At 58.8% G+C, this 25,063-nt stretch carries 20 protein-coding genes and 1 pseudogene; 4 read left to right on the top strand and 17 right to left on the bottom strand.

Annotated elements, in window-relative coordinates; translation table 11 throughout:
• Positions 1–62: 62 nt before the first annotated feature.
• The 7 genes and pseudogenes from NKH95_RS17670 to NKH95_RS17700 form a co-directional block, all read right to left on the bottom strand.
• The gene (locus NKH95_RS17670) at positions 63–851 is read right to left on the bottom strand and encodes an ABC transporter permease (protein WP_023736275.1); all 789 of its coding nucleotides are present in this window, start codon (positions 849–851) and stop codon (positions 63–65) included.
• 3 nt (positions 852–854) lie between these two features.
• Positions 855–1,766, bottom strand: a complete 912-nt coding sequence (gene nodI / locus NKH95_RS17675) for a nodulation factor ABC transporter ATP-binding protein NodI (RefSeq protein WP_023766916.1) — start codon at positions 1,764–1,766, stop codon at positions 855–857.
• A gap of 43 nt (positions 1,767–1,809) precedes the next feature.
• Positions 1,810–2,055, bottom strand: a pseudogene (locus NKH95_RS17680) (carbamoyltransferase N-terminal domain-containing protein); the annotation flags it as partial.
• A gap of 35 nt (positions 2,056–2,090) precedes the next feature.
• On the bottom strand, positions 2,091–2,699 hold the full coding sequence (gene nodS / locus NKH95_RS17685) for a nodulation methyltransferase NodS (protein WP_023736278.1): 609 nt from the start codon (positions 2,697–2,699) through the stop codon (positions 2,091–2,093).
• A 35-nt stretch (positions 2,700–2,734) separates the two neighbouring features.
• Positions 2,735–4,093, bottom strand: coding sequence for a chitooligosaccharide synthase NodC (gene nodC, locus NKH95_RS17690; protein WP_352581813.1), 1,359 nt, complete (start codon positions 4,091–4,093; stop codon positions 2,735–2,737).
• A gap of 14 nt (positions 4,094–4,107) precedes the next feature.
• Positions 4,108–4,767, bottom strand: a complete 660-nt coding sequence (gene nodB, locus NKH95_RS17695; protein WP_023766912.1) for a chitooligosaccharide deacetylase NodB — start codon at positions 4,765–4,767, stop codon at positions 4,108–4,110.
• On the bottom strand, positions 4,764–5,357 hold the full coding sequence (locus NKH95_RS17700) for a NodA family N-acyltransferase (protein ID WP_023736281.1): 594 nt from the start codon (positions 5,355–5,357) through the stop codon (positions 4,764–4,766). The genes nodB and NKH95_RS17700 overlap by 4 nt, the downstream gene beginning before the upstream one ends.
• A gap of 238 nt (positions 5,358–5,595) precedes the next feature.
• Between NKH95_RS17700 and NKH95_RS17705 the strand changes: the two genes are divergently transcribed.
• A complete protein-coding gene (locus NKH95_RS17705; protein ID WP_352892184.1) occupies positions 5,596–6,621 on the top strand; it encodes a LysR family transcriptional regulator in 1,026 nt (341 codons plus the stop codon).
• 489 nt (positions 6,622–7,110) lie between these two features.
• On the opposite strand, the gene NKH95_RS17710 is transcribed toward NKH95_RS17705, so the two are convergent.
• Together NKH95_RS17710 and NKH95_RS17715 are read right to left on the bottom strand one after the other, a co-directional pair.
• A complete protein-coding gene (locus NKH95_RS17710) occupies positions 7,111–8,142 on the bottom strand; it encodes a LacI family DNA-binding transcriptional regulator (protein WP_023736284.1) in 1,032 nt (343 codons plus the stop codon).
• A gap of 305 nt (positions 8,143–8,447) precedes the next feature.
• Complete coding sequence (locus tag NKH95_RS17715) at positions 8,448–9,776, bottom strand: dicarboxylate/amino acid:cation symporter (protein ID WP_032923201.1); 1,329 nt, start codon at positions 9,774–9,776, stop codon at positions 8,448–8,450.
• 1,282 nt (positions 9,777–11,058) lie between these two features.
• Here NKH95_RS17715 and nifA (NKH95_RS17720) point away from each other — a divergent pair.
• The 3 genes from nifA (NKH95_RS17720) to NKH95_RS17730 all read left to right on the top strand — a co-directional run bounded on the left by nifA (NKH95_RS17720) (position 11,059) and on the right by NKH95_RS17730 (position 15,314).
• A complete protein-coding gene (nifA, locus tag NKH95_RS17720) occupies positions 11,059–12,825 on the top strand; it encodes a nif-specific transcriptional activator NifA (protein WP_352892187.1) in 1,767 nt (588 codons plus the stop codon).
• A gap of 218 nt (positions 12,826–13,043) precedes the next feature.
• On the top strand, positions 13,044–14,183 hold the full coding sequence (gene hisC / locus NKH95_RS17725; RefSeq protein ID WP_031257920.1) for a histidinol-phosphate transaminase: 1,140 nt from the start codon (positions 13,044–13,046) through the stop codon (positions 14,181–14,183).
• A 90-nt stretch (positions 14,184–14,273) separates the two neighbouring features.
• Complete coding sequence (locus NKH95_RS17730; protein WP_023766908.1) at positions 14,274–15,314, top strand: LLM class flavin-dependent oxidoreductase; 1,041 nt, start codon at positions 14,274–14,276, stop codon at positions 15,312–15,314.
• A gap of 595 nt (positions 15,315–15,909) precedes the next feature.
• Here NKH95_RS17730 and NKH95_RS17735 read toward each other — a convergent pair.
• From NKH95_RS17735 to nifA (NKH95_RS17770), 8 genes are all read right to left on the bottom strand, one after another.
• On the bottom strand, positions 15,910–17,802 hold the full coding sequence (locus NKH95_RS17735) for an ABC transporter ATP-binding protein (RefSeq protein WP_023736290.1): 1,893 nt from the start codon (positions 17,800–17,802) through the stop codon (positions 15,910–15,912).
• A gap of 22 nt (positions 17,803–17,824) precedes the next feature.
• Positions 17,825–19,669 (bottom strand): ABC transporter ATP-binding protein, encoded by a 1,845-nt coding sequence (locus tag NKH95_RS17740; RefSeq protein ID WP_352892189.1) that lies wholly within the window; start codon positions 19,667–19,669, stop codon positions 17,825–17,827.
• A gap of 72 nt (positions 19,670–19,741) precedes the next feature.
• On the bottom strand, positions 19,742–20,647 hold the full coding sequence (locus NKH95_RS17745; protein WP_352892191.1) for an SIR2 family NAD-dependent protein deacylase: 906 nt from the start codon (positions 20,645–20,647) through the stop codon (positions 19,742–19,744).
• Between the two features lie 32 nt (positions 20,648–20,679).
• Entirely contained in the window at positions 20,680–20,892 is a 213-nt protein-coding gene (nifT, locus tag NKH95_RS17750; RefSeq protein ID WP_023813715.1) for a putative nitrogen fixation protein NifT, read from the bottom strand.
• Positions 20,889–21,206 carry a nitrogen fixation protein NifZ gene (locus tag NKH95_RS17755; protein ID WP_352554113.1) on the bottom strand — a complete coding sequence of 106 codons (318 nt, stop codon included), beginning with the start codon at positions 21,204–21,206 and terminating at the stop codon, positions 20,889–20,891. The genes nifT and NKH95_RS17755 overlap by 4 nt, the downstream gene beginning before the upstream one ends.
• Positions 21,207–21,294: 88 nt before the next feature.
• Positions 21,295–21,489 (bottom strand): 4Fe-4S dicluster domain-containing protein, encoded by a 195-nt coding sequence (locus tag NKH95_RS17760; RefSeq protein WP_023672218.1) that lies wholly within the window; start codon positions 21,487–21,489, stop codon positions 21,295–21,297.
• A 31-nt stretch (positions 21,490–21,520) separates the two neighbouring features.
• Positions 21,521–22,996, bottom strand: coding sequence for a nitrogenase cofactor biosynthesis protein NifB (nifB, locus tag NKH95_RS17765; RefSeq protein WP_352892193.1), 1,476 nt, complete (start codon positions 22,994–22,996; stop codon positions 21,521–21,523).
• A 239-nt stretch (positions 22,997–23,235) separates the two neighbouring features.
• Positions 23,236–24,999, bottom strand: a complete 1,764-nt coding sequence (nifA, locus tag NKH95_RS17770; protein ID WP_502895252.1) for a nif-specific transcriptional activator NifA — start codon at positions 24,997–24,999, stop codon at positions 23,236–23,238.
• Positions 25,000–25,063: the final 64 nt, after the last annotated feature.

Here is a 25,063-nt window from a genome sequence, read left to right on the forward strand (position 1 = left end):
TGACCTATCCGACCCGTGGATGGGTATCGCCCAAACAATCAATTTCACGAATGGTGAGAGCGTCAACGCATCAGCCGACGACGAAACAGAGCAACCGATAGGAAGAACGGCAAAACCGTGTATATGCAAAGCGCGCCGATATGCAGGCCCATGCTGCCGGCGGGACGGCCAAGCATCGCCGGACGAATGAGGTCAATTGCATGTGCGAGCGGCAACAAGGAGGCGACGTCCTGAAAAGCGCCGGGCAATTGGTTGACCGGAAACATCGCGCCGCAAAGGAACAGCATGGGCGTTATAACAAGCGTATTATAAAATATGAAATATTCATAACTGGGCGCAAGCGCCGTGACGACCATCGCTAGACTCGCGAAGGCGAGGCCACTGAGAGCGATGACTGGCAGCAAGCAGAGGATGGATGGCCACGATGCGTAGCCTAGCGTGGTCGCAACAATAGTGATTGCTGTGCCCGCCATCAGGGCCTTGGTGGCTGCCCACGCCAATTCGCCGAGTAAGATATCGCCGAGCGTCAGCTGAGTGCATAGCATTCCTTCCCAGGTGCGCTGGTCGCCCATGCGGCCGAAACTCCCGTAAACCGTTTCAGCAGTCGCCGATGCCATCGCGCTTGTGGCAACCATGCCAGCCGCGAGAAACGCAATGTACGAAGTGCCCTCAACAGGACCTATCATTGTTCCGATTCCAAAGCCGAGACCGAACAGATAGATCATCGGATCGGCGAGGTTGCCGAGCACCGATGCAAGCCCGATTTTCTTCCATCCAAGATAGTTGCGGCGCCAAACCGCGACCCAATTCCACGCATTGGCGGGCATGCCCGCCGCATAACGTTCGCCCATTGTTCAGTCCTCCATCTCGCGCCCGGTTAGCCGCAAAAACACATCCTCGAGATTGGGAGGACGCTGCAGAAGGCGTAGACCCGCGCGCCCGCGTAGCTGCGCCAGCACCTGCTCCGGATCGGGTGCATAGCAAAAAAGCGTCTCACCGCTCACCTCAATGCGCTGTGCGTACGGCCGGATCAGCGCACCCAGTTCATGCGGATTGCCGCCGTAGACCTCGACCACGTCACAGCCGATCTGCTCGTCAATGAGTGCGGACGGGCGGCCTTCGGCGATCTTGCGCCCCTCCTCCATAACGCACAGCCGATCGCACAGCCGCTCGGCCTCTTCCATGAAATGGGTAGTCAAAAGAATAGTCTTGCCCCGCGCCAGCAGCGATCGCAGCCGTTCCCAGATCAGGTGGCGGGCCTGCGGATCGAGGCCGGTGGTCGGCTCGTCCATCACCAGCAAGTGCGGGTCATTGATCAGCGCACGCGCGAGCGTCAGGCGCCGCTTCATGCCGCCGGACAGTTCGGCGACGCGCGCATCCGCTTTGTTCTCGAGGCGGGCGAACTCAAGCAGCGATGGTATGACCGCATCGATCTGGCGTCTGCTCATCCGGAAGTAGCGCCCGAACACCAACAGGTTCTCGCGTACAGTGAACGTGGTATCAAGATTGTCGAACTGCGGGACCACGCCGATGCGCATACGTGCCAAACGCGCGCGCGCCGGCACTGGAACGCCGAGCACAGTAATCTTCCCCGCATCGGGCGATGTCATGCCGAGGACCATACGCGCAATCGTGCTTTTGCCGGCGCCGTTCGGTCCCAAGAGCCCGAAGCATTCCCCCGCCGCAACGCGGAACGACAGTCTGTCGACAACGAGCTTGTCATAAGTTTTGCTTACGTCAGTAAGATCGATCGCTACCATGGACATGGGTTCATTTTACCGAGAGGGACGCCAAGACTGGCGGTTGCTTGGTTGCCTGCCGGACCTGAAACTGTGACTCGTCTTCGCCATCCCAGCCGTCGATAACGAACTGATCGACATCACAAGGATTTAGCCCCTGTTCCGGTAAAGCGGCGACAATTGCGTATAAATTATCGATGGCTTGGTAACGCGGATCGTTGTGCCGCTTTTCCTGGTCAACGCAGAAGACGAGCCGTCCATCCTCGACCAGGGCGATCGCCCCATCATGGGTCAGCTTGATACCAAAGATGCGCATAGTGTCTCCAGGTTAACGGCGATAGATTCGATTCATCAGGAAGCGGAAAGCGGGTTTCGGAAACGGACGAGCAAGCAGTCTTCGTTGACCGACTCGCCCCGACACTCAAGACGCTCTACCTCGATCAACGTTTCGTTCAGCATGGCGATGACCGGCTCAGCACCAGCGGCGTGACCCCAGCGACGGCAATTAGCATCCCTTGCCGATCCGAAGATCAGATGCCCGCCAGGCGCAAGCACCCGCACCAGGTTTTTGACGGCCTCGCGCATCTCGGCTATGTCTTCGAGATAGTAGAGGACCTCCGCCACAACGATCAGGTCAAACAACTCGTCGGTCGAAAACTGTTGAACATCGGAGACTATCCAGTTGATGCGCGACGGCTCGTTTATCCGTTGACGTGCTCGAGCAATCGCTTGCGCCACGACATCGATGACGGTGAGCCCTTGGCAGTAGGGGGCTAGTTTTTCCGTGAATGCGCCGGCAGCGCACCCGACTTCGAGGGCATTTGAAATGGAGCCTTGGGCAAGCGCCAGCTGGAGCATTTGCGTGTGGCGCTTCCGCTCGAACGGATTGCCGTCGAGAAGCCACGGATCGTCTGCGGCCAATTCCCGATCAAGCAACTGATGATTCACGTTCTGGGTCAAACTCGTGCACCTCTCGTCCACTAGGTAATTAGCGATCACTCGTCGCCGCAAATGTTGCCCGACAGCACTAATTCCGAAGAATCCCGCGCAAGATTGAGCCTGCGAAGCGGAGCCGCATGCGGCGAGAATTCTGCCCTGCTGGAACCAGTGATCGGAGTTTGGGTGGGGGCCTGTTTTCCCCCAGTGTTCGATGTAGCGACAGCAGAGCCTCGCGACAGCCAATCGCTATTGCTCAATGTACACAGCGCGTAGGCTTTCAACGGAAGCAAGAGAAAGATGTTGATGAACGTGTGCAGCGAAAAGCCCAGAAATCGAAACTGTCGGGCACGAAATGCTACCACGCTGCATCGGAGCAGGGTCATGGACACAATCATCAGTCCTGTCCACCAAGGCACAGAGCCTGTCAGTGCGAAATGTGCGAGGCCCGTTAATACCGATATGGCGAGGAGTAGCGCGCCGAGATTCTGTCCGACCACGTCCAACGTGAGATAGCTATTCAGGCTGGGCAGCAAGCGCAGCCCAAGCAGCGTGTCCCGGAATGTGCTTCGTGCCCAACGGAGTTGTTGGCGCAGATACGGTCCTAGTCTGTTCGGGACGACTGTGGCCGCGATGGCGCTCGGAACGTACTCGGTTCGAAAGCCTGCTTTCAGCATCAGGATAGTAAGATGGCGATCCTCACCGAAGTCGCTTGGCTTGCCCCGAAAAAACTGCGACTCGTACTGGTCCAGTAACAAAAGGAGCGCAGACCGGCGGTACATGGCACATGGGCCGCAACAGCACATAACGGCACCGAAGCGAGCCTGCGCCGCGCGCTCCTCGTTGCAAGCCAGCCAGTACTCCATGTCTATCAGCCTGGTCAGCCAGCTCTCGGTCCGGTTACTGGCCGTCAACTGACCCATGACTGCGCCGACCGCTGAATCTCGCATCTTCGGTACAAGCTTGGCAATGACGTCGGACGCGAGTAACGTGTCTGAATCAACGTTAAGCACCAGATCCCCTGATGAGCGGCGTATCGCGGCGATCTGCGCCTTGCGCTTTCCAACATTCTCGGGAAGCAAAATGATGTCGAACCTAGGGTCGCGCGCGTAGGTTTCGTGGACAGTTCCTAAGGCTTCGCGATTTCCAGAACCGTCATCAACCACATAGACCCGAAGTCTTCCGGCGTATTCTTGGTCGGCAATGGAAGCCAGGCACTCTGAAAGCGTGCGCGGATCCTCGTTGAAGCAGGGGACGATGACATCCACGCTGGGCAGTTGATCGGAGCCGACGAGAACCTCCAACGCCGATGGGTCGTTTGTCGGCAGAGCATAAAGCCCCTGCATGCTCTTATAAGCAGTCGAGAGCAGCGCATAAAGCGATATGGCCACAGTGCTGGTTGTACCAAGAAGAGTCATGGGATCTCGTTTGTTTAGTGATGTTGAGGAAGTGAGCGGATTACAAATCCGCGCTCACGCAATGCTGGAATCAGCCGGGACAGCGCCGTGACCGTCTGGTCGCGCAGACCGGCGTGAGCGCCCCGGCCCAACTCGCCGGGAGGGCATCCGTCGTGCAAGAGTACGATTGCGCCCGGCCGGACAGAGGCGAGCACTTTATCGATAATCGCGTCGACCCCAGGGCGAGACCAATCTCGAGGGTCGACGGACCAATGGAGGGCCGCCAGCCCGGCGATCTGTGACGCTGTGAAGACTTCTTCACTCCAGGCGCCGTAGGGCGCGCGAACATAGCGCACCGAGGCCTGCGGGCACGCTCTCATGATGGCGTCGTTCGCTTCAAAGACCTCACGTTGCACTTCGCCGAAACCGCATTGGTACAGATCCGGATGAGACATCGTGTGGTTGCCTACCTCGTGCCCTTCTGCGATCATCCGTTGGATTAGATCTGGGTGCTCTAAGGCGTAGGCGCCGATGACGAAGAAAGTCGCCGGCACCCGCTGCTCTGCCAGCACATCGAGAATCTCCGGTGTGAAAAGTCGATTGGGACCGTCGTCAAACGTCAGATAAACGCTGCGACGGCCGGTGCCGTCAGAGCACTCACGGCGCACTTCGTACAAGCAATCGGGACGGCTCATAGCTCTGGTCCGTTCCGATCTATCATCGTGCCCGTGGGCCATTCGCTGATCGGCCGTCCAACCGGCAGAACAATGGTGAGTGCGTCATCGATGCGTGTGGGCGGCAGGTCGAGGCGGGCCTCTGGTCGGGTGGAGCGCACGCGAATTCCCGACAAAACGGCCAAAGGCCTGTATCGCCGCCCGAACCTCTCAACATGATTCCGCAGCGCGTCCCGGACCGTTCCGAAAGCGAATGGAACGCCAAGCTCCTGCAGTATTGGAAGCATGACATGGATTGAATGGGCGATTCCGAGACCCTCAAGGTCCGGGCGTACCCCGTACAGGCCCAGCTCAGCCACCAACAGGTCGACCGCGTCAACCTTGATGAAACGGCGCAGTATGCCCATGTGAGCCGCTACACCACTTGAATCATAGGCGATCACGCGGAGTTCAGGCCTGGCTCCGGCCCAGCTTCGACTACCTTCGAACGGTTCTGCGTTGGACGCCCCAGTCGGCCCGTACGTATCACGAAAGAACTCGGCGAGCTCAACGTGATCGGAGAGCTGCAATTCGTTTTCCCAGCACAACTTCCACTGCACCTGATGGCGCATTCAGGACCTCTCTTCATATTAGTTTTTTGCGGCCGCATTACCCGATTAAAGCGGCGCTGTTGGCTGCATTCAGCCGTTGTCGTTGGCGAAGGTGAGCCAGACGCTCTCTCGAAGTTCCGGCCCGTGTCGTCGATTTGAGCTTGACGTCGCTCATTAACGTTCCTCTAATGCATGGCTCGTAAATTCGTAAAATTGATTGTTTGAATGATACGCATCCACGCGTTGGATAAAACATGACATGCGTTTCAAGGGACTCGATCTAAATCTCCTCGTTGTGCTGGACGCTCTGATGAGGGAGCGTAAAGTCACTGCCGCGGCTCGCAGTATCAACCTGAGCCAGCCGGCCATGAGCGCCGCCGTTGCTCGGTTACGCGCCTACTTCAACGATGAGCTATTTACGATGAACGGCCGCGAGCTCATTTTGACACCGCGCGCCGACGGGCTCGCCACAGCAGTCCGGGAGGCATTGCTGCACATCCAGCTATCGATTATTTCCTCCGACGCTTTCAACCCAGCGCAATCGGATCGTCTCTTCCGAATGATGCTTTCCGATTACATCACGCTCGTATTTTTTAAGAAGATCGTAGAGCGTGCTGCGCGGGAAGCTCCCGCCGTTCGCTTTGAATGTCTGCCTATTTGCGACGACCCCGAGGAGCTTCTCCGGCGCGGCGACCTTGATTTTCTGATTATGCCGGAAGTGTTCATGTCGAAACATCCTCGAGCAGTCCTGTTCGAAGATATGCTCGTATGCGTAGGCTGCGGCACGAACAAGCAGCTGTCAGAGCCACTTACATTCGAGCGATACTTGTCCATGGGGCATGTCGTGCTCAAATTCAGGCACACCCGGCAGCCCACCATGGAGGAATGGTATTTGCTCGAGCACGGTTTCGAGAGACGTGTCGAGGTCGTCGTACAGGGCTTTAGCCTGATCGCGCCCGTCCTGTCAGGCAGCAACCGCATCGGGACCATGCCCTTACGGCTGGCGCAGCATTTCGCACAAACAACACCCCTGCGGATTGTCCAACTTCCGCCGCCACTTCCTCCTCCCGCATTCACGGAGGCCGTCCAATGGCCTGAGCTTCACAATACTGATCCGGCAAGCATGTGGATGCGGGAAATGATGTTGCAGGAGGCATCTAGCCTGGCGCCTTTGCCTGAAATCAATGAGCGTCTCGGGCACGCCGATCCGACCTTGCGGTTGTTGGTACCGACTGCCACCTCGATTTCGCGTGCGAAGTCCCGGAAGATGTTAAGCCCCACTTAAACACCGGGCCTTTGCCCAGCAGAGCGGCGCAGTTGCTTGTCAAGTACGAGGGCCAGGAACGAGCAGAACACACGCCCGGGGTTGCTACTGAATTGACTGCCGCCTCCGATTTTGCTTGCGGAGTCCCAGAAGATGCTCAGCCCCACTTAATTGCCAACGTCGCAGGCCTTGCCGCGGCTTTTCACGCGCGGCCAGGCGAGGAGATGGCGGTCCACGTGGTCGATCATCTGTGCCAGCCTCGCTCGGCTACTGGCGTCGACGACAGTCCCCTGCACCGAGAAAGTCGGGCAGGTCGAGCTTGACGCTGCGGACCCAGGCAATTGACCCCGCGCTTCTGCCTGAACGCGTGGCCGATCCGTTCATCTAATCGGCGCTACATTCTGCCCGGCTGAGGTCCGTGGGTGCGGCCACCCCGCGGGATTGGATCATCATTCAACTTTCTCTCGTTTATGAAAGGAAACTCCCCGCTCACGATAGAGCCCATGAGTTTCATATATTTTCCGGCAGATGGATGTCGAACGGGAGAAATGTCTGTCCGGGTGTTTCAGCGGTGCCGGTCTCGATAGCCCGCGTCATCAGCGTTATCAGCTCCCGGCAAAGTCGGCGCATTGGCGTGGCGACCGCCATCGTGACGATATTATCTGCGAGCGCCGCCCGAGACTCCGGCGTGATTTCATTCACGATCGCGACGAGATCGCGACTTTTGCCCTCTTCTCGGAGCGCGGAGATGGCGCCCTCCATGCCGCCGCCGGCGACATAGAAGCCGACGAGCTCGGGCTCTCGCTGCATGAGATCAAGCGTTGCCTCGTAGGTGATCTGCCGTTTCTCGAGGTTCATGACAGGATCCAGCACCTCGAACGTGGGCGCGTTCTCACGGCAATAGGAGCGAAAGCCGACGTCACGGAGCTCGTGCCCCTGGAAACGATGGCTGCCGACAAAAACCGCCACTTTGCCGGGCCGTTTTGCGACCTTCGACACCATCCAAGCGGCCGTGCGCCCCACCTTGCGGTTGTTAAGGCCGATATACCCCTGTCGTACGCCGGCGGCGAAGTCGGAAAGCAGCGAGAAAACCGGAATGCCTTTGGCCTTGAGGTCCTCAACCGCTGCTGTAATTTTCGGGTGGTCCGGTGCCACCATCGCGATCGCATGGCAGCGTGCGCCCAAATCCTTGAGCCGTGCGATCAGGTCGCTCGGCATATGTGACGGGGCGAATTCGACGAGCGGAATGCCGTGGAAGGACTGGGCCAAATTGACCGATGCTTCGACCTCGCGCGCAAAATCTTGGTAGAAATGCTGGGCCGGTTTTCTCAAGATGAAGCCCAGACGGTAGTGCGGTAGGTCTCGCCGCAAGCGCTGCTTGATTAGCCCGGCAGCATGATAGCCGATCGCGTGGGCGGCGTCGTGGACCCGCCGCGCGGTCTCCTCGCGCACCGGATGGCGGGCGTTCAGAACCCGATCGATCGTTGCTACGCTGACTCGGGCTTCGCGGGCGAGATCGGCAATTGTGGGGCGCTTGGTCATAGGTCCCTATTCTGATCGGTTTTTGACGCGGGCCGGCTCTCTGTCGCCTAACGCGTTTCGGTTTCGGGTGGCAAAGTGAAAACGTCCCATACGAATGGCCAACAGCGTGTTGGACGAACATCATTCCAGACGTAAACCGGCCGGGTATACTGAAAGGCTCATTCGCTTAAAGGGCGGTGACGGTTTGCACTCACACATTTAGCGCTTCGGCTACATGGTCCGTGAGGAGCCGTTTAGAGGCTGCGGGTCGGTCGTTCAGTTCATGTGACCAGCTAGGCGACTTAACAGGTCGTGGGCCGCCCACCTTACTTGGAGGAGGGTAGCCGGTTTGATGCCTCGGCAAGCTGATGACCGCAGAAGGCGGCTTTCATCTGTGCTCGGTCCAATTCTCCTTCCCAGCGGGCGACGACGAGGGATGCCACTGCGTTGCCGACGCAATTCGTCAGCGCCCGGCATTCGGACATGAAGCGGTCGATGCCGAGTATCAGTGCCATCCCAGCAACGGGAACACTCGGAACTACGGCGAGCGTAGCCGCCAGGGTGATGAAGCCCGCGCCTGTGACACCTGCAGCGCCCTTGGAGGAAAGCATTGCTACGAGCAGCAGCAGCACCTGATCGCCGATGGACAGATCCGTGTTCGTCGCCTGCGCGATGAAGAGGGCCGCCAGCGTCATGTAGATATTCGTGCCGTCCAGATTGAATGAGTATCCGGCCGGGATGACGAGACCCACAACCGAACGCCTGGCGCCTGCCTTCTCCATTTTCTGCATCAGCGAAGGGAGCGCCGCCTCCGAGGAGGACGTTGCGAGGACAAGCAGCAGCTCTTCCTTGATGTAGCGAATGAGAGAACAGATCGAGAAGCCGTTGTAGCGACAGACCGCGCCGAGAACCCCGAACACGAAGAGGAAGGCGGTGAAATAGAACGTCGCGACCAGCATCGCGAGGTTGACCACCGAACCGATGCCATATCTGCCGATGGTGAAGGCCATTGCGCCAAAAGCGCCGATCGGCGCGGCCTTCATCAGAATTCCAACGAGCTTGAAGACAGGCGCGATGAGCGCCTGAAGGAAGCAAACGACAGGCTTGCCCGGCTCGCCGGCCATCGCAAGCGCCATGCCGAACAGAACCGAGAAGAACAGCACCTGCAGGATGTCGCCTTCCGCGAAGGCACCGACGATCGTTGGCGGGATGATGTTCATCAGGAAGCCGGTGACCGACTGCTCGCTAGCTTTTGCGGCATAGGTATTCACGGCCTGGACATCGAGCGAGGCCGGATCAATGTTGAGGCCGGCGCCAGGCTGGACGACATTGGCGACGATGAGGCCGACGATCAGCGCGAGTGTCGAGAAGGTGAGGAAATAGACCATCGCTTTACCGGCGACCCGGCCGACCTTATGAAGATCGTTCATGCCGGCAATGCCGGTGGCAATTGTCAGGAAGATGACAGGCGCGATGATCATCTTGACCAGCTTGATGAAGGCATCACCCAGCGGCTTCAGGCTCTCGCCGGTCTCCGGATAAAAATAGCCAATTGCGACGCCGAGCGCGATGGCGGCAAGCACCTGGGCGTAGAGCTTGGTGTAGAAGGGTTTGCGGGGCGCGGGACTCGCGCCGCGGACTTGTGCAGCTGACACTGGTTCTCTCTCCCTGACCGGATCGAGGTGGCGTGACTTCTCCCGGGCTTCTCCCTATCGCGGCGCTCCGGTCGAACGCTGCACCAACGCCGCCGCAATACCCATGCCAGATGAATCCGCATGACCTGAACTGAGGTGGGCTCGCCAATGATGGAGGAATGATGCGGTGTCAGACCAGCGGGATAGGCCGCGGTCCGGCACGCCCTTGATGTCTCTGGCAGAGTGCTGCCGGTCGATCCCTCTGGCTAGCGGTTTGCTGCACAGAGCGTGGTGGGTTCCTCGTTTTAGCCGGCTTTGGACCGGGCCGCATCGCTGGCGCCAGCGCGTACCAAATAGGTCGCCTGTTCATAAGCCCGTCCAGATGACAGGCTAACTTACCCCTGTTCGGAAGCGCTGTGACAGGCGAGTTCCTCTCGCCGGAACGCCTGCGCCACATGACGAAATCCGTTGGTCTAGAGGAGGCCGAGAGCTTCGCTTTCCCTGACTAGCCGTGGCACCCATGATGGAATGAATGCGCTGGCACAAGGCGGGAACGACGAGGGTCCAGCACGACCCGTTGATGTTCACTGACAGAGTGCTGCCGGTCGATCCCTCTGGCTCGCGGTTCATCGGTGGCATCAGAGCCGAGAATGGCTGTGCTCTTTGCAGCGCTCCCGCTGCATGAAAGCCACGTCGAGACGTAGAGATTGACGCCGTTGGCGCTGACCACGACGATGCGATCTGGAAATTGCGAGCACCGCCTACCAAGCCGTACTCGACGCCAGCTTCGCGCCTTCACACGCGAAACCGCCGCCGCATGGTCAACTCGAGCAAAATGGCGGTTGCCGCAAACGACCAGTGCCGTTGGCGGTTATTATCACTTCCGCCCCTCCTTCGCGGGCGCTGGTGAATGGCACGGCCCGGCTTTTACACTCGGCGCGGTCAGCCGCTCGGGCACCGCATCGCCGGCGCAAGTATTTCCATCGTTCAACGGCAAAAACAGAATTGATGAATTCTATCATATGCCGCGAGGTTTCCTTTCACGAATGAAAGAAAGCTCGATTGACTATCCCGCCTCGCTCCAGTCTGTTGAAAACAACGTGTGGTTGCCTTGGTGCAAGCCGAGACCATGGCCAAGCTTCGTGGAGGGGAGAGCCAAGCGATGCATCAGGGTTCGATCCGCTCTGCACTCGACCAAACGGCGGCGGCACGAGTTCACGTCGGAGTATTTTCGCGCTTGCTCGCGACGTCGCGGGCGCACATGCCGCCGGCCTACGTTTGATGGCGCGAGATCGAGGATCACATGCACCACAACATTCGCAAATCAGAACAAAATGCCAGCGAGTGCGGCATATCGCTGCCGGATGCGATAAGGGGTTGTCCAACGTCCGAGACGAATCCTGCGAATGGGGTATTGCACGAGCGCGCCCTCACCGGAATCTTCGAAATATCGAACATACTCACCGGTCCCGCCCGGCTCGAACTCACGTTGGCCAAGGTCGTTGATCTCCTGCACTCATTAGTGCAGATGCGGCACGGCATCATCACTCTCTGCGATGCCGAGGCCGGACTGGACATCACCGTGGCCAGCGACTGCGACACGAACAGCAATGAGCCCTCCCGGTCGCGCGTGCCGCGCAACGCCATCGATCAGATTGTGACGACGGACACGCCGCTCATCGCCGAGGACATAGCGATGCATCCGGCCTTCACTGCCGCTGACATCGAGGTGCTTGGGGCCTCCGACACCGTGTCCTTCATCGGCGTTCCCATTCGTGTTGATGGGAACGCCGTAGGCGCGCTGACTGTGGACAGGGCTTTGGAAAGCAGGTCGAGCTATCGGCTCGATTACGATGTCCGACTGCTCACCATGATTGCCAACATGGTGGGACAGACAGTCAAGTTGCACCGCTTCTGCGCGGGGGACCGCGAGCGACCGCCGGAGTTGGAAGATCGGCTGCAGACGAAATTTTCAGATGTTAAGCACCCTGCACCCCGGCGCAAAAAAGTTCATGTCGAGGGGATGATTGGTGACAGTCCGGCGATAAGCGCGCTGCTGGAGAAGATCGCGATCGTAGCCAAGGCAAAAACCACGGTTCTGTTGCGAGGCGAGTCCGGTACCGGGAAGGAGCTGGCTGCCAAGGCAATTCACGAGTTATCGCCGCGCGCCAAGCGGCCCTTCGTTAAACTCAATTGTGCAGCGCTCCCAGAGACAGTCCTGGAATCCGAATTGTTCGGTCATGAGAAGGGTGCCTTCACAAGCGCATTCAACTCCCGCAAGGGGCGCTTTGAGCTCGCTGACAAGGGGACGTTGTTTCTGGATGAGATTGGCGAGATCTCGGCCTCGTTCCAGGCAAAGCTACTGCGCGTGCTGCAGGAGCAGGAGTTTGAGCGCGTCGGCAGCAATCAGACCATTAAGGTCGATGTTCGCGTGATTGCCGCCACGAACAGGAACCTGGAAGAGGCGGTTGCAAGGAATGAGTTCCGCGCCGACCTATACTACCGCATCAACGTGGTTCCCTTGCTGGTACCAGCATTGCGCCAGAGGCGCAGCGATATTCCGCTGCTCGCAGCTGAGTTTCTCAAGAAGTTCAACGACGAGAACGGCTGTACGCTTACCTTCGATCCGTGTGCGATTGAAGTGCTGATGAAATGTGAGTTTCCCGGCAACATTCGCGAGCTTGAAAATTGCGTGCACCGGACAGCGATCCTGGCCGAGGGACTATCAATCGGGAGAAACGACTTTTCCTGCTCCCAAGGCCAATGCTTTGCCGAGGCGCTGTGGAAGTGCAGATCGGGCAAGGCCGCGCTGCAACCAGCGCCGATCCTGCCGGAGTCAGTGAATCCGGCCACGCCGCCGGATGCGGCAGCCTCTTCGGCCGCGACCACAGTCGCGCGTGCCGGCGCAACACACCCAATTGGTGCGAGGACCCCCGACATAGAGCGCGTCATTGCTGCCATGGAAAGATGTGGCTGGGTGCAGGCAAAGGCAGCGCGCCTCCTTGGACTGACCCCGCGCCAGATTGGCTACGTGCTGAGGAAATACGGCGTCGAGATCAAGCGTATCTGAAACCGAGCAGATGAGCTGAGCTGCTTAGCGCCTTGCGGCAGCGATGCAGGTCCGCGTCCGCTTCCACTCGATTCATCGAGGACAGCCTGGCCGAATTCCCGTGTCTGCGTTGCGACCATCGTGTGAGAGGCAACGCTTCCATCGTCAATCCTGTCCGCCATGTTGCTCTCGTTGCGAGCTCATACGGATGCCCCTGGTGAATGAAACGGAGTTAAAATATGTCCGATGCAAAACTGCAAACTGTGCTTTCGGCTCTTCCGCCAGTGACGCGACAGTTAGATGCTCTGCCGTCCAACGGACCGGCGCCGGACGGAAATTTTGTCAAGCTGAATACGAATGAAAACCCGTTTCCGTTGCCGCCAATCATAATGCAAAGTGCAGTGGCGGCTCTCAAGTGCCAGTATCTATATCCGGATGACGATAACATCAGCTTGAGGGAAGCGGCGTCCAGCACCTATGGCGTTTCCAGGGATCAGGTCATCGCAGGCAACGGGTCGTCTGAACTGCTCGGACTCATCTACAGAGCTTTCCTCGCGCCTGGCGATAAGGTTGCGATGATGTCGCCAGGGTTTTCGTTCAACCGCAAACTTGCCATGATTCAGGGCGCCGAGTTTCTCGAAATCGGATGTCAAGCTCATTCCCTGCCAATGGAGCAATTGCTTTCCGGTCCGGCAAAAGACGCCAAGTTCATTATGTTGGCCAATCCAAACAATCCGACCGGAACATTCCTCCCGATAAGCGATATCGAACGCCTCGTAGCACAATCGGACCGCTTGGTTGTCCTTGATGAAGCCTACGTCGACTTTGCACCCGATCATGGCCTGCGCCTCATCAACCGGTATCCGAACGTTCTGATCTTGAGGTCATTCTCGAAAAGCTATGCCGCCGCCGGCATTCGCGTCGGTTTCGGTTTCGGTCACCCTGAAATTATTGGCAGGCTGCGAAACATCCAGAACGTCTTCAACATGAACGTCATCGGGCATGCCGTTGGTATCAGCGTGCTTGCGCATCGCGGCGCCTACGCAGAGAACCACAAGCACATCAAGGATGAACGAGAGCGAGTGACAGTCGCGCTGTCGCAACTCGGATTTTCCGTAACGCCCTCCCGCGCAAATTTCTTGCTGGCCCGTGTGCCCGCGGGACAGGACGGCTCATGGTGGCAAGCAGCATTGGAAAGGCAAAAGATACTTGTCGCGTTTTTTCCGGACAAAGGCTTGGAACACTGCATCCGCGTCAGCATCGGCACAAAAGAGCAGATGGATGCATTTCTTGCTGCCGCTGGCGACATTGCTGGAAGCTTAATGGTGCCAAGCTCCAAGGGCAGGGAAGCGTCAGGCTCTGCTTCTTCGTTACGCTGACGCAAATCGGCGATCACACACATCTCTTCCGACTTGCTTGGTCATCCCAGCAAGAGAACAGCGTGCCTTTTAAAATCGGGGACTTATCGAGTGACAAACGTCTTTCCTTCAAACCTAGCGTTCGGCATCTTCGATCATCTGGACGAGGATGGCCGCGACATCGGTCGGCAATACGAAGATCGCCTGATATTAGCAGAGGCGTGCGATCAGCTAGGGTTCTATGCCTATCATCTCGCAGAACATCACTGTACTCCCCATGGGAGAGGTCCATCGCCGAATCTGTTCTTATCGAGCGTCGCCCAGCGCACCCGGCGCTTGCGTCTCGGACCCTTGGTGATGCTGCTTGCGCTTTATCATCCGCTGCGTGCGTTCGAAGAGATCTGTATGCTGGACCAGTTGAGCGGTGGCAGGCTCGAACTGGGCATAGGGCGCGGTGCTCTCCCGATCGAATTGGGCTACTTCGGGATTGGTGCGGACGCGGTGCCGGGCCGTTATGCCGAAGCCAGCGAAATCCTCATGGAAATACTTGTTAATCCGATGAAGGTCGGCACGCTATGCTATCAAGGCCGCCATTTTGATCTCAATGACGTTCCTTTGACGTTAAGACCTCATCAGCGTCCACATCCGCCGACATGGGTTGCTGCCAATCGACCCGAGTCCGCAGCTTGGGCGGCTGCGAATGGAACCAATATCGCGTGTGTAGGACCTTCCTCTTCTGTTCGCAAAACTACTGATGCGTTCCGCGCCTATCGAGAGGACAACGCTGGCGCGGGGGATCAGGAGCAATTTATCGGATTGCTCCGCATGGTCGTGGTTGGGCGTTGTGACACACATGCCTATTCGCTCGCGGCACCTGCTTACGAACGCTGGCTCAAGAGCTTCCAATTCCTTTACGAGCTTAACGCTATCCCCACTCCACCAAACCTGCCGCTGACCTTCGATGCGGCAGTCGAGAGTGAATTGTGCGTGGTAGGATCAGCAGAATCTGTGCGAAAAGCTCTGTTAGGTCAGTTGGAAGTGGCAGGTGCCAACTACCTGCTTTGTCAACTGGCATTTGGAAATCTGCCGCTAGATGCTTCCCTGTACACCGCGACGACCATTCAATCCGAAATCATGGCTCGATTTGGCTGACCATGAAATTCGCGGTCTGAGGTTGAATCGTTGTACAGCGCTCCCTCACATCCACGTGCTCGAGCGTGCACGTGATGGGGACGGGCAATCGGGAGGGAGGCCAAACTGACGACGAGCCGGCGGCACAGAATACCAGCTTTGTGCGTTGGCTGGCGTCCGGGCCATCGTGTGAACCTGCATGATCCTAAGGAGATGATGGCCGAGCGCGTCACGATGCAGGCACGCGTCTGCTCGTCGCGCTCGCGCTACCCGTTGCCCATAGCCCGCCGCAGAGGTTCTTCTCGCCCGGGGCGGCGTCGGTGCGGCGCCTCCAGCTTCATCAGCGGCCCGGCGGTAGCAAAGCCGCCACTCGCTACGGCGCTGTTGAGGGCGCGCTCGCGAGCGGCTTTGCTACGCCCAGCCACCAACGGGAGCGAGCTCGCCCGATGATGGGGTGCACCGCGGTCGGGATATGATGCTGAAGGAAATCGTTCGCAGCCGGTCTTCTGCGAGGAGTGCTTGTCCTTGAATGCTGCCTGCTGGCCGTCTGCGGTGGCCTGAGTGGTCCGCCGACACGCCCGAAAGTCAACGCCACTACCACAAGGCCGCCAAAAACTCAGGTCTGGGAGCCAGCTTGGACGGTGGTCTCGTGTTCGGGGATGTCGTCGAAGGAGGCGTAGTTGAGATAGTAGAGTTTGGAATACAGGCCGCCCATAGCTATTAGCTCATCGTGGTTGCCAGTCGCAACAACTTGGCCATTCTGAAGCACGATGATGCGGTCGGCCCCCCGGATCGTGGCGAGACGGTGGGCGATGACGAGGCCAGTCCGCCCTTCAAGCAGCTTGATCAGAGCCTTCTGAATCTGCAATTCCGTATAGCTGTCGATGTTGGCGGTCGCTTCGTCGAGCACGAGGATCTTGGCGTCAGCGACGAGGGCGCGGGCGAAACTGATAAGTTGGCGCTGGCCGAGAGATAAGTTGTCGCCGCGTTCGCCAAGTTGGGTCTCATACCCGTCGGCGAGGCTCATGACGAAGTCATGCGCGCCGACCGCCTTCGCCGCCTCGATCACCTTGTCGCGCGTGGCTTCCGTCTTCTGGTATCGAATGTTCTCGAAGACCGTCCCGGTGAACAGGAATGGCTCCTGCAGCACCATGGCGACCTGGCGGCCGAGCGATTCCTGGGTGAGGTCGCGCACATCATGCCCGCCGACCAGCACCTGACCCTGCTGAACATCATAGAAGCGGTGGACCAGGGCCATCGCACTCGATTTGCCAGAACCGCTCGGTCCGACCAGTGCGACCGTCTCGCCGGGATTGACCCTGAAGGAGACATTTTTCAGAACCGAACGGTTCGGATCGTAGCCGAATGTGACGTCCCTAAACTCGACCGAGCCGTCCATTTCGGGCGAAAGTACCTCGGCATTGGGTTTGTCCTGAACATCGATCTTGACATCGAGCACATCGGTCAGGCGCTTGCCTGAGGCCATGGCGCGCTGCATGATCGAATATTGCAAGGTGAGTGAGCGGATCGGGTCAAAGAAGCGCTGGATGTAAAACAGGTAGGCTACCAACACGCCCACATCTATACGGCTATTCACGACCATCGAGCCGCCGACCACAATAACGGCGGCCAAGGCGAGGCCCGTGAGGCCATCGACGATAGGCACCATGACCAGTGCATATCTGGCAGCGATCAGTTGGGTCCTGAGGTTGGCATGGGCCCGGTCGTCGAAAAGAATGAAATTCACCTGCTGGCGATCCATCGACTGTATGGTCCGCACGCCGTGAATGGCTTCGGCCAGCGCGCCATTGACGACTGAATTGGTTTCGTGTGCAGCCATGAAGGCGTCGCGGGCACGCGGCAGCCAGACAATGCGGACGATCACCAGGATCGGCAGAACCGACAGCGTCAGGAGGCCGAGGCGAAAGTCGAGCCACAGCATTACGAAAACGATGCCGAAGAGAAGCGCAACATCGCCTAGGGAATATACCGAGGTTTCCAGGAACTCCTGTATGGAGTTAACGTCGCCTTGCAGGCGCGACATCAGACGTCCGACCTCAGTCTTGTCCATGAACGAGAGCGAAACCTTTTGCAGATGGCCAAACATGGCGCGGCGGATGTCGAACAGGACAGTTTCGGCAATTTTCCCATCCAAGGTTTCCTGCATGTAACCGGCGGCGAAATTGACCAAAATCGCCGAAAGGAACGCGCCGACGGCCGCAAGCTGGGCTGAGCGATCGCTCGCTGCCGGGTTCATGCCCTGGTCGATCGCGTAGCGGATGATCAAGGGGATGAGAAGCTGCGTCCCGGTGAAGATCAACATCGCGACAATCGTGACAACTACCTTTGCCCGATAGGGATGGACGAAGCCCCAGATCCGGCGGAGGATGCTCTTGTCGAAAGCCCGGCCGAACATCTCCTCCTCGATCCGGTGCGAGCCGACGACCGCGCGCGGAGGACGTCTGCCGTCGTCACGTTCGGCTTCGAGTTCGCCGGGGCCCTGGTCCATCAGCGGGCGCCCCCATACTGGGTCATATGCTATCACCTGGGCGCGTCTGGAGATCGTAAAGGGCCCTGTAGCGTCCCCGCTTCGCCAGAAGCTCTTCATGCGTGCCGCGTTCTACGATTTCGCCGTTATCGACAAAAAGGATCTGATCGGCATGCATAAGCGCACTCAGCCGGTGCGCGATGATGATCGTCACCCGATCCTTGGCGAAGCGCCGCGTCGCCGCGCGAATGCGCTGCTCGGTGCCGGCATCGATCGCGGCCATCGAGTCGTCGAAAACGACGACAGAGGGGCGCAGCATCATGGTGCGAGCAATCGTGAGACGCTGGCGCTGGCCGCCAGAGAGAGAGACGCCGCGTTCGCCCACGACCGTCTCATACCCTGCTGGGAGCCCGAGGATGTAGTTGTGGAGCTGGGCGAATTCGCCAGCGCGTTCAATTCGCTGTCTCTTCGCCCAGGGGTCGCCATAAGCGATGTTGTTCTCAATCGTGGTGGTGAACAGGAACGCATCCTGCTGTACAACGGCAACCGCCTTGCGAAGGCTCTCGAGGGTGACATTGCGTATGTCCTGGCCGTCCAACGTGATGGCGCCACCGGTCACGTCGTAAAAGCGGGGGATCAGATGAGCCATCGTCGATTTGCCGGAACCCTGCGGACCGACGATCGCGATCGTCTCGCCTCTCCGGGCCTCAAAGCTGAGGTTCTTCAGAATGGCGCGGTTTTCGACATTGGGGTACGCAAATGAGACATTGTGGAAGCGCAGAGTGCCGTCGCTTATCTCAAGCGGTCTGGCCTCGAGAGCATCCCTGATCGTGATCTCCTGATCGAGGAGACCGAAAAGCCGCGAACCGCAGCTGGAAGCGCGGGCAAAGGCATTGACCATGAGGCCGATCTGGCGGACTGGCATTTGCAGGATGGTCATGAAGGTCAGGAAGGTCGCCATCGTTCCGACGCTGATCTCGCCAGCGATGAGCTTGTTGCCACCGATCCAAAGCACCAATCCCATTGCGAAAAAGAAGGACAAGGTCATCGCCGACGTGCTGGGTACGTAGATGTCAACGAGATCGTTGGCGAGGCCGAGCGCGATCTTGGAAGCGCGGTCGAACTTCAGCATCTCATAGGATTGAGCCGCAAAAGCGCGGACCACGCGGATGCCTGCGAGATTTTCCTTCATCACGCGGCTTAGTACCGAAAGGCGCTCATAGAGGTCGAGCCAGGTGGCGCGCAGCCTAAGCTGTGTGGTCGATGAGCGCCAGGCGACAAAAGGCACGAAGCTCAGCGCGACCAGGCCGAGCATGAGATCGATCGAGATCATCATGTAGGCGCCGATCCCGATCAGCATGGTGAGCAGGACCACGCGAACGAGCGCGGTGGAAAAATACATCCGCACGCCTTGGAGATCGAGCATTCCGATGGTGATCAGATCGCCTGAATGGACCCGATCGTGAAAGGAAAAGCTGAGACGCTGGATCTTGTCGTAGTAGGCGAGCCGCAGTTCGTACGCGACATGATGCCCGACGGCTTCGGCAAAATAGTTCTGCGCCATCGTGAAAAGGCCGCGTAGCGCGCTGACGGCGAGCAGCAGGAGAGCCGGGGTCCAGAGCGCTTGTCCTGCCGCGCTCCCGGCGACACCGCCCCCGATGGCTGTCTGGGCCTGGTCGACAGCCCGGCCGAGAAGCTGGGGAATGAGCAACTGGAGGATTGCCGCCATGATCGTCGAGCCCATAGCGAAGGCGACCTGCCAGGGATGCCGAAAATTCATACGCGTTATGCGCAACAGCGTACTCAAATCCCGGCCCCAGCGCGCCGCTTCAACATGGGTCAACGAATTCAGAGCGTTCGTTGCGCTGCCGACAGCATCACTGTTCACGGGTGTATTCCCGACTGCATTTTGCGCCTTCGAGGAAAGCCGAAGGACGCATCATCAAAGGCGACCGCCATTTTAATCCTGTCCACAACCTGCAGCCTTGCCCGTTCCCAGAAGCCGAGCCGCCGCTTGACTAAGTGGCATGTCGATCACCGTGATTCCGCTTGCCGCAAGGAAACGCGCTTCGTTTCTGGTCAGGGTTTCCGCGTCCATTACGGTGCAATAGGGACCGCGGGAGCGCTTCATGATCTGTCTGGCGTAGGTGCGCAGCATCTGATCGTTGAAGCGGCAGCCAACGAAGAAAAATCCACGGGTGATGCGCCGTTCCTTCACCACGTCAGGAATAGGTGTCTGGATATCAATTTCGGTCAGGACTTCGACATAGTCGGAATCTGCGACGAGAAAGTTTTGCGAGGGCCTACTACTCCCGTGAGGTGCATAGAGGACCGTCTTTGCCCCCGATCGGGCGTCGAGCTCCCTCCCGGACAAATCGTAGGTTTTTGTCCAAATGTTGCCGATTTCGTTCGCCCGCGTGACGCCTTGTATCTCAACGACGTCCGTTCGGCCGGTCTCCACGAGAGCCGTGCGCATCGCGCTGTCATACCAGCTGTCGATGATGAGGGAGAGCGGCAGCCTTGCGAGCCAGGCGTGGAGGAGGGTTGGCCTCACCGGCGCTGCGAATATCTCGGTCATCCAAGCTTGAAGCGTCCGGCGATGCCGGCGATGTTCGATGAACTGCGCAACCGACCACATATTGGTGCGGATCCTGGAAGGGGCGGGCGCCCGTGCATTGAGTGCCGCGGCAACGACCTCCGGAGTATGCGGCACAGGCGGTTCCGCACAGTTGAACCCAAGAAGACCCGGACCGAGATAGGGGATCACCTCATCGGCGGCGAGCGCTGCCTTCGCCAGGTCAAGCAGCTTATCGGCAAAACTGTCCCGCACTATGACAAGGTGGCCCGATGTCAGGATCGTATTCATGCTCGTTCCTCGCGACGCACTTAGCGGCAGCATCAGTCCTCTTCGGAAACCTTCCTTGCCTCGACAGTGATCGGCAGACGCGTATCCCGTGGGAGATCGGGTAAGACGAGCCGCCACCCGTTCCGGAGCGTGATAGTTCCGCCCCACAACTCTTCCTTCTCGAGCTTGATGATCGGCTCTTCGAGGTCCTTTTTGGGGACATAGGCCGACAAGCCAGCATCGGTCCTGCGGATCATGACTTTCATCTGGCCGTCCCTTCATTGGTATTGCTTTCAGCACTGCAGGACTCGGCTTTCTCGAGGCTCATCAGTTCACGCGCTCGCATGCCGACGACGGTGCCACGGTCGATCCACTCGACCGCATAGATGAAGAACTGCTGGAGAAAGGTGCCGATGTCGCGCACATATCCCTCGTCGCCCTTGCGCACGAGATTTTCGCCGATCTCCCTGCCAGGATAGGTGCCGTCATTCTTTATGTGGCGAGTGGCACGTACCCGCTCTCCCGGCATGAAGCGTGGCGGCCTGCGGATTTCGATCTCCTCTTCGCGTCCGAGCGACATGTCCGTTCCCTGATTTCTCTTGCGGCTGCAGGTTGTGCGTTCCAGGCGTCCTGCGTAGGCAGCCCCAACCATGTCGGCAGCCATGTGGTCACGCAGGAACGCAGGTCTTCGGCACCGGACATACCGAGGCACATTGCTGCGCATCGAAGACCCCCTCGCATTCGGTGCACTTCTGTGACTCGATCACGTAGCTCTCGCCTTTGAACTTGATCGCGCCGGAAGGACATTCGAATTCGCAGGCGCCGCATTGGGTGCATTGGGATGCGATGATCTTGAAAGCCATTTTAACTCCTGGTCCGAATGGATGAGACAGCTCAGGCCGTCGCCGCGAGTGCGGGGGCCCCTGACGTGGCGGTGTAAATCGCGCTGATTGCCGTCTCGATATAGTCATGGGCAAAAGCATCGGTCGCTTGGATTCCAGCCTCCGCGAGCTGATCCTGCGGGCAAGTTCCAATCCTGGCGCACAGCACGATATCTATGCCTTCCAGCGCTGCGATGACGCCATCGAGGGTGGCCTCTGCGCTCCGGCCGCCGAGACAATACTGCTCGACCTTGCGATGCCCGACAAAGCTGATCCCCCTCGGCGAGGCTTGATAAACCTGGAATTCCTTCGCATGGCCGAAATGTTCGTTGACGCGGCCGCCGCCCTTGGTCGCCACCGCGAAGAGGACGGATTTGCCGGGCCTCGCTGCCTTGACCAATCCGATCGCTTCACTTCTGGCCGCCACGTGATCACGGCGCTCCTGCGCGACCAGCTCCCGATAGGCGTTACGCTTGCTGGCATCGTAGGTGACCTCGCCGGGAATCCGGTCGGCCCTGAATTCCTGGCCACGATCCTCGCCAAGCATGCCGACGGCATCTGCCCGGCACTGCCGGCAGTGGCGCATCAACTGGGCGCCGCCTTCGAGACGATCCTGAAGAGCCTTCAGCTCCTTTGCGTTTGGGCCGCGCTGCCCACTCAGTCCGTAGTGCGTGCCGTGCGCCGGGTCCGAAATCAGCGGCATGAGGTTGTGCAGGAACGCGCCTCGCTCCTTGACGCATCTATTCACCTCGATCAGATGCTCATCGTTCACGCCAGGAATCATCACCGAATTGATTTTGGTGAGGATGCCGCGCGCGGTCAGCATCTCCAGGCCCAACATCTGCCGCTCGTGCAGCATCCGGGCGGCTTCGATGCCGACGTAGCGGCGATGGTCGTAAAAGATCCAAGGATAGATCTTTGCACCGACCTCAGGGTCGACCATGTTGATGGTGATCGTCACGTGATCGACATTCATGTCGGCAAGCTCATCGACATGGTCCGGTAGCGCGAGCCCATTCGTGGAGATGCAAAACTTGATGTCTGGGATTTCCCTGGCGACCCTGGCGAAGGTCGCCTTCGTCTTCTTCCAGTCGTAACAGGCATCGCCTGGTCCGGCGATGCCGAGCACGGAAAGCTGCGGCACCTCGCTGGCGACCGCGATCACCTTGCGTAGCGCCTGGTCGGGCGTCAGCTTTTCAGAGGCCACCCCAGGTCGGCTTTCGTTGGCGCAGTCATATTTGCGATTGCAGTAGTTGCACTGGATGTTGCAGCCCGGCGCGACCGCGACGTGCATGCGCGCGAAATAGTGATGCGCCTCTTCTGAAAAGCAGGGGTGATCCTTGATCTTCTCCCAGACAGCCGGATCCGTGTCGTCGGGCTTTGTCGACGAGCCGCAGGATGACGCGCAGCCACCGGGTTTCATGGTGCCAAGCAACTGGTCACCGAATGTCGTGCTGAGGCTCTCAAGCGAAATTGCCGGTGCAGACATGAACGGCTCCGTTGCTGCGTGATGTCGCAGTTCAAAGCGCAAGAGCTATGCCAGCTCAAAGAGCTGTTTCGGTTCACGAATAGGCTTGTCGTGTCAGATTCCTTCGGATTGCTCCGACACACCTTTGTCGGGCTTACGACAGTGGACACGCAAATAGGGTCGCGAGGCTACCAGCCTTGGGCGCGCAAAGTGTGAACGAGACCACTCCGGGCTGCTTACGGTTGACGTCATCACGACGTCTAGAATTTCTTCACCACGATACCATGCCGGCGCAGGGCGTAGCCGACTTGCCGCGGCGTGAGCCCGAGGATACGAGCCGCCCTGGCCTGAACCCAACCGGCCTTGTCCATCGCGTCGATCACCCGGTCGCGTTCCGCCAAACGCGGGGGACAAGTGGGATCGTTCGGATCGCCTGCCGTAAAGGGAGATATCTTGCCTGCGGAGGCACTGATGCAACTGGCCGGCAGCCGCAATCCGACCGGCGCTGCGTTGACCCGTGCGAGATCGTCGATGGCATTGCCGCCATTCGAGCGGTCGGCTCGCTTCCAGAGGAGCCAGGAAAGGCACTGGCCCTTCTTACAGGCGAAATCGGATGGAGTGATCGTCCTTGAGCGCGCAAGTGTGGCCGTCCTTTGGACGCAGTTCTCCAGCTCGCGGACGTTACCAGGGAAGTAACATTGCGAGATCAGGTCAAGCGCCGGCGCCGCGAAGGCTAGTGCGCGATCGTTCTCCTTGTTGAACCGGTTGAGGAAGGCGTTCGCAAGGCGTGGAATATCGCCGGTTCGCTCTCTGAGCGGAGGCAGGATAATTGGCACGACATTGATGCGGTAATAAAGGTCGGCCCTGAACTCCCCTTTTATGACGGCCGTCTCGAGGTCCTTGTTGGTGGCGCATATGAGGCGCACGTCGACCTGTAGCGTTTTGGTGCCGCCGACTCGCTCCAACTCGCCTTCCTGCAAGACACGCAACAGCTTGGCTTGAAAGGCCGGCGAAATCTCGCCGATTTCATCAAGTAGCAGCGTTCCCTCATTTGCCAATTCAAACCGACCGGCGCGCTGGGAGATAGCACCCGTGAAAGCGCCCTTTTCATGCCCAAACAGTTCTGACTCCAGAACACTTTCAGACAGTGCGGCGCAGTTCAATTTGACGAAAGACTTCTTCCTCCGACGTGAGAGCTTATGGATGGCCTGCGCAAAGAATTCCTTGCCGGTGCCGCTCTCACCCCGCAGAAGCACGGTGGAATTGGTCCCTGCTACGACCGAGACGGTTTCGAGCACCTGCTTGAGTGCGGGGCTTTCCCCGATGATCCCGTCGATTTTGGCATCCGCATTCCGGGCAGGGTCGTAGGTCCTCCCCTCGTTGGGCGATTTCTCCGGTCCCGATGGCTCATGGCCACACCGCTGACGATCTGTACTCAGGGCGCGATGGAGGCGGATGGTCCGGCCGACAAGGTTGGCGACCATCGTCAGGAAATAAATGTCCTCGTCGTCGCGAAAGTCGGTGGCGCCGTCTCCGGCGCGGTCGATCGACAATGTCCCAAGGATATCATGATCAGCCTTTAGCGGGATACCGATAAAGGCAATTGGGATGGTTCCGATGCTCGAAGACGTTTGAAGGTCAGCCTGAAATAGTTGGGACTTGCGCACGTCCGGTATGAAGAGTGGCGTCCCCGTAGCGACGATTTGATCTGTTACGGCCTGTGGTATGACGCGGCGAGTGCCTGATTGACGTACGTGGGTATTGCCGGCAGTCGCGGCAATCTCCAGCTCTCCTTCAGCGTCCAGGACGACGATTGCTCCGTGACGCATCTGCAGAAATGAAGGCAGGACGTTCACGACATTGGCGAGCGTAATCTCCAGCTCGCTGGGGGCGGTCAGCACCTTCGATATCTCGTAGAGTCCTCTGAGCGCGATATCTGATTGGGGCATGCTTTTGATGGGCGGTTCAGGGCGGGTCTCCCGAGGTCCAACCTCGTCGACCCGATCTTGCGGTCCGTGGGTCATGGAAACACCTCAGGGGTTGTCGTCCAGAGTGCTCCTCCTTTTTTATCTGAATTCTGAAAGCACA

This window comes from Mesorhizobium sp. M0848 (assembly GCF_040319805.1).
In the GTDB taxonomy this organism is placed as follows: domain Bacteria; phylum Pseudomonadota; class Alphaproteobacteria; order Rhizobiales; family Rhizobiaceae; genus Mesorhizobium.

Bases quoted from the DNA above. Each gene is read 5' to 3' on its own strand.
- NKH95_RS17670 (WP_023736275.1), bottom strand. From the start codon at position 851: ATGGGCGAACGTTATGCGGCGGGCATGCCCGCCAATGCGTGGAATTGG.
- nodI (WP_023766916.1), bottom strand. From the start codon at position 1,766: ATGTCCATGGTAGCGATCGATCTTACTGACGTAAGCAAAACTTATGAC.
- nodC (WP_352581813.1), bottom strand. From the start codon at position 4,093: ATGACTCTTCTTGGTACAACCAGCACTGTGGCCATATCGCTTTATGCG.
- nodB (WP_023766912.1), bottom strand. From the start codon at position 4,767: ATGAGCCGTCCCGATTGCTTGTACGAAGTGCGCCGTGAGTGCTCTGAC.
- NKH95_RS17700 (WP_023736281.1), bottom strand. From the start codon at position 5,357: ATGCGCCATCAGGTGCAGTGGAAGTTGTGCTGGGAAAACGAATTGCAG.
- NKH95_RS17705 (WP_352892184.1), top strand. From the start codon at position 5,596: ATGCGTTTCAAGGGACTCGATCTAAATCTCCTCGTTGTGCTGGACGCT.
- NKH95_RS17710 (WP_023736284.1), bottom strand. From the start codon at position 8,142: ATGACCAAGCGCCCCACAATTGCCGATCTCGCCCGCGAAGCCCGAGTC.
- nifA (WP_352892187.1), top strand. From the start codon at position 11,059: ATGCACCACAACATTCGCAAATCAGAACAAAATGCCAGCGAGTGCGGC.
- hisC (WP_031257920.1), top strand. From the start codon at position 13,044: ATGTCCGATGCAAAACTGCAAACTGTGCTTTCGGCTCTTCCGCCAGTG.
- NKH95_RS17735 (WP_023736290.1), bottom strand. From the start codon at position 17,802: ATGGACCAGGGCCCCGGCGAACTCGAAGCCGAACGTGACGACGGCAGA.
- NKH95_RS17745 (WP_352892191.1), bottom strand. From the start codon at position 20,647: ATGAATACGATCCTGACATCGGGCCACCTTGTCATAGTGCGGGACAGT.
- nifT (WP_023813715.1), bottom strand. From the start codon at position 20,892: ATGAAAGTCATGATCCGCAGGACCGATGCTGGCTTGTCGGCCTATGTC.
- NKH95_RS17755 (WP_352554113.1), bottom strand. From the start codon at position 21,206: ATGTCGCTCGGACGCGAAGAGGAGATCGAAATCCGCAGGCCGCCACGC.
- NKH95_RS17760 (WP_023672218.1), bottom strand. From the start codon at position 21,489: ATGGCTTTCAAGATCATCGCATCCCAATGCACCCAATGCGGCGCCTGC.
- nifB (WP_352892193.1), bottom strand. From the start codon at position 22,996: ATGTCTGCACCGGCAATTTCGCTTGAGAGCCTCAGCACGACATTCGGT.
- nifA (WP_502895252.1), bottom strand. From the start codon at position 24,999: ATGACCCACGGACCGCAAGATCGGGTCGACGAGGTTGGACCTCGGGAG.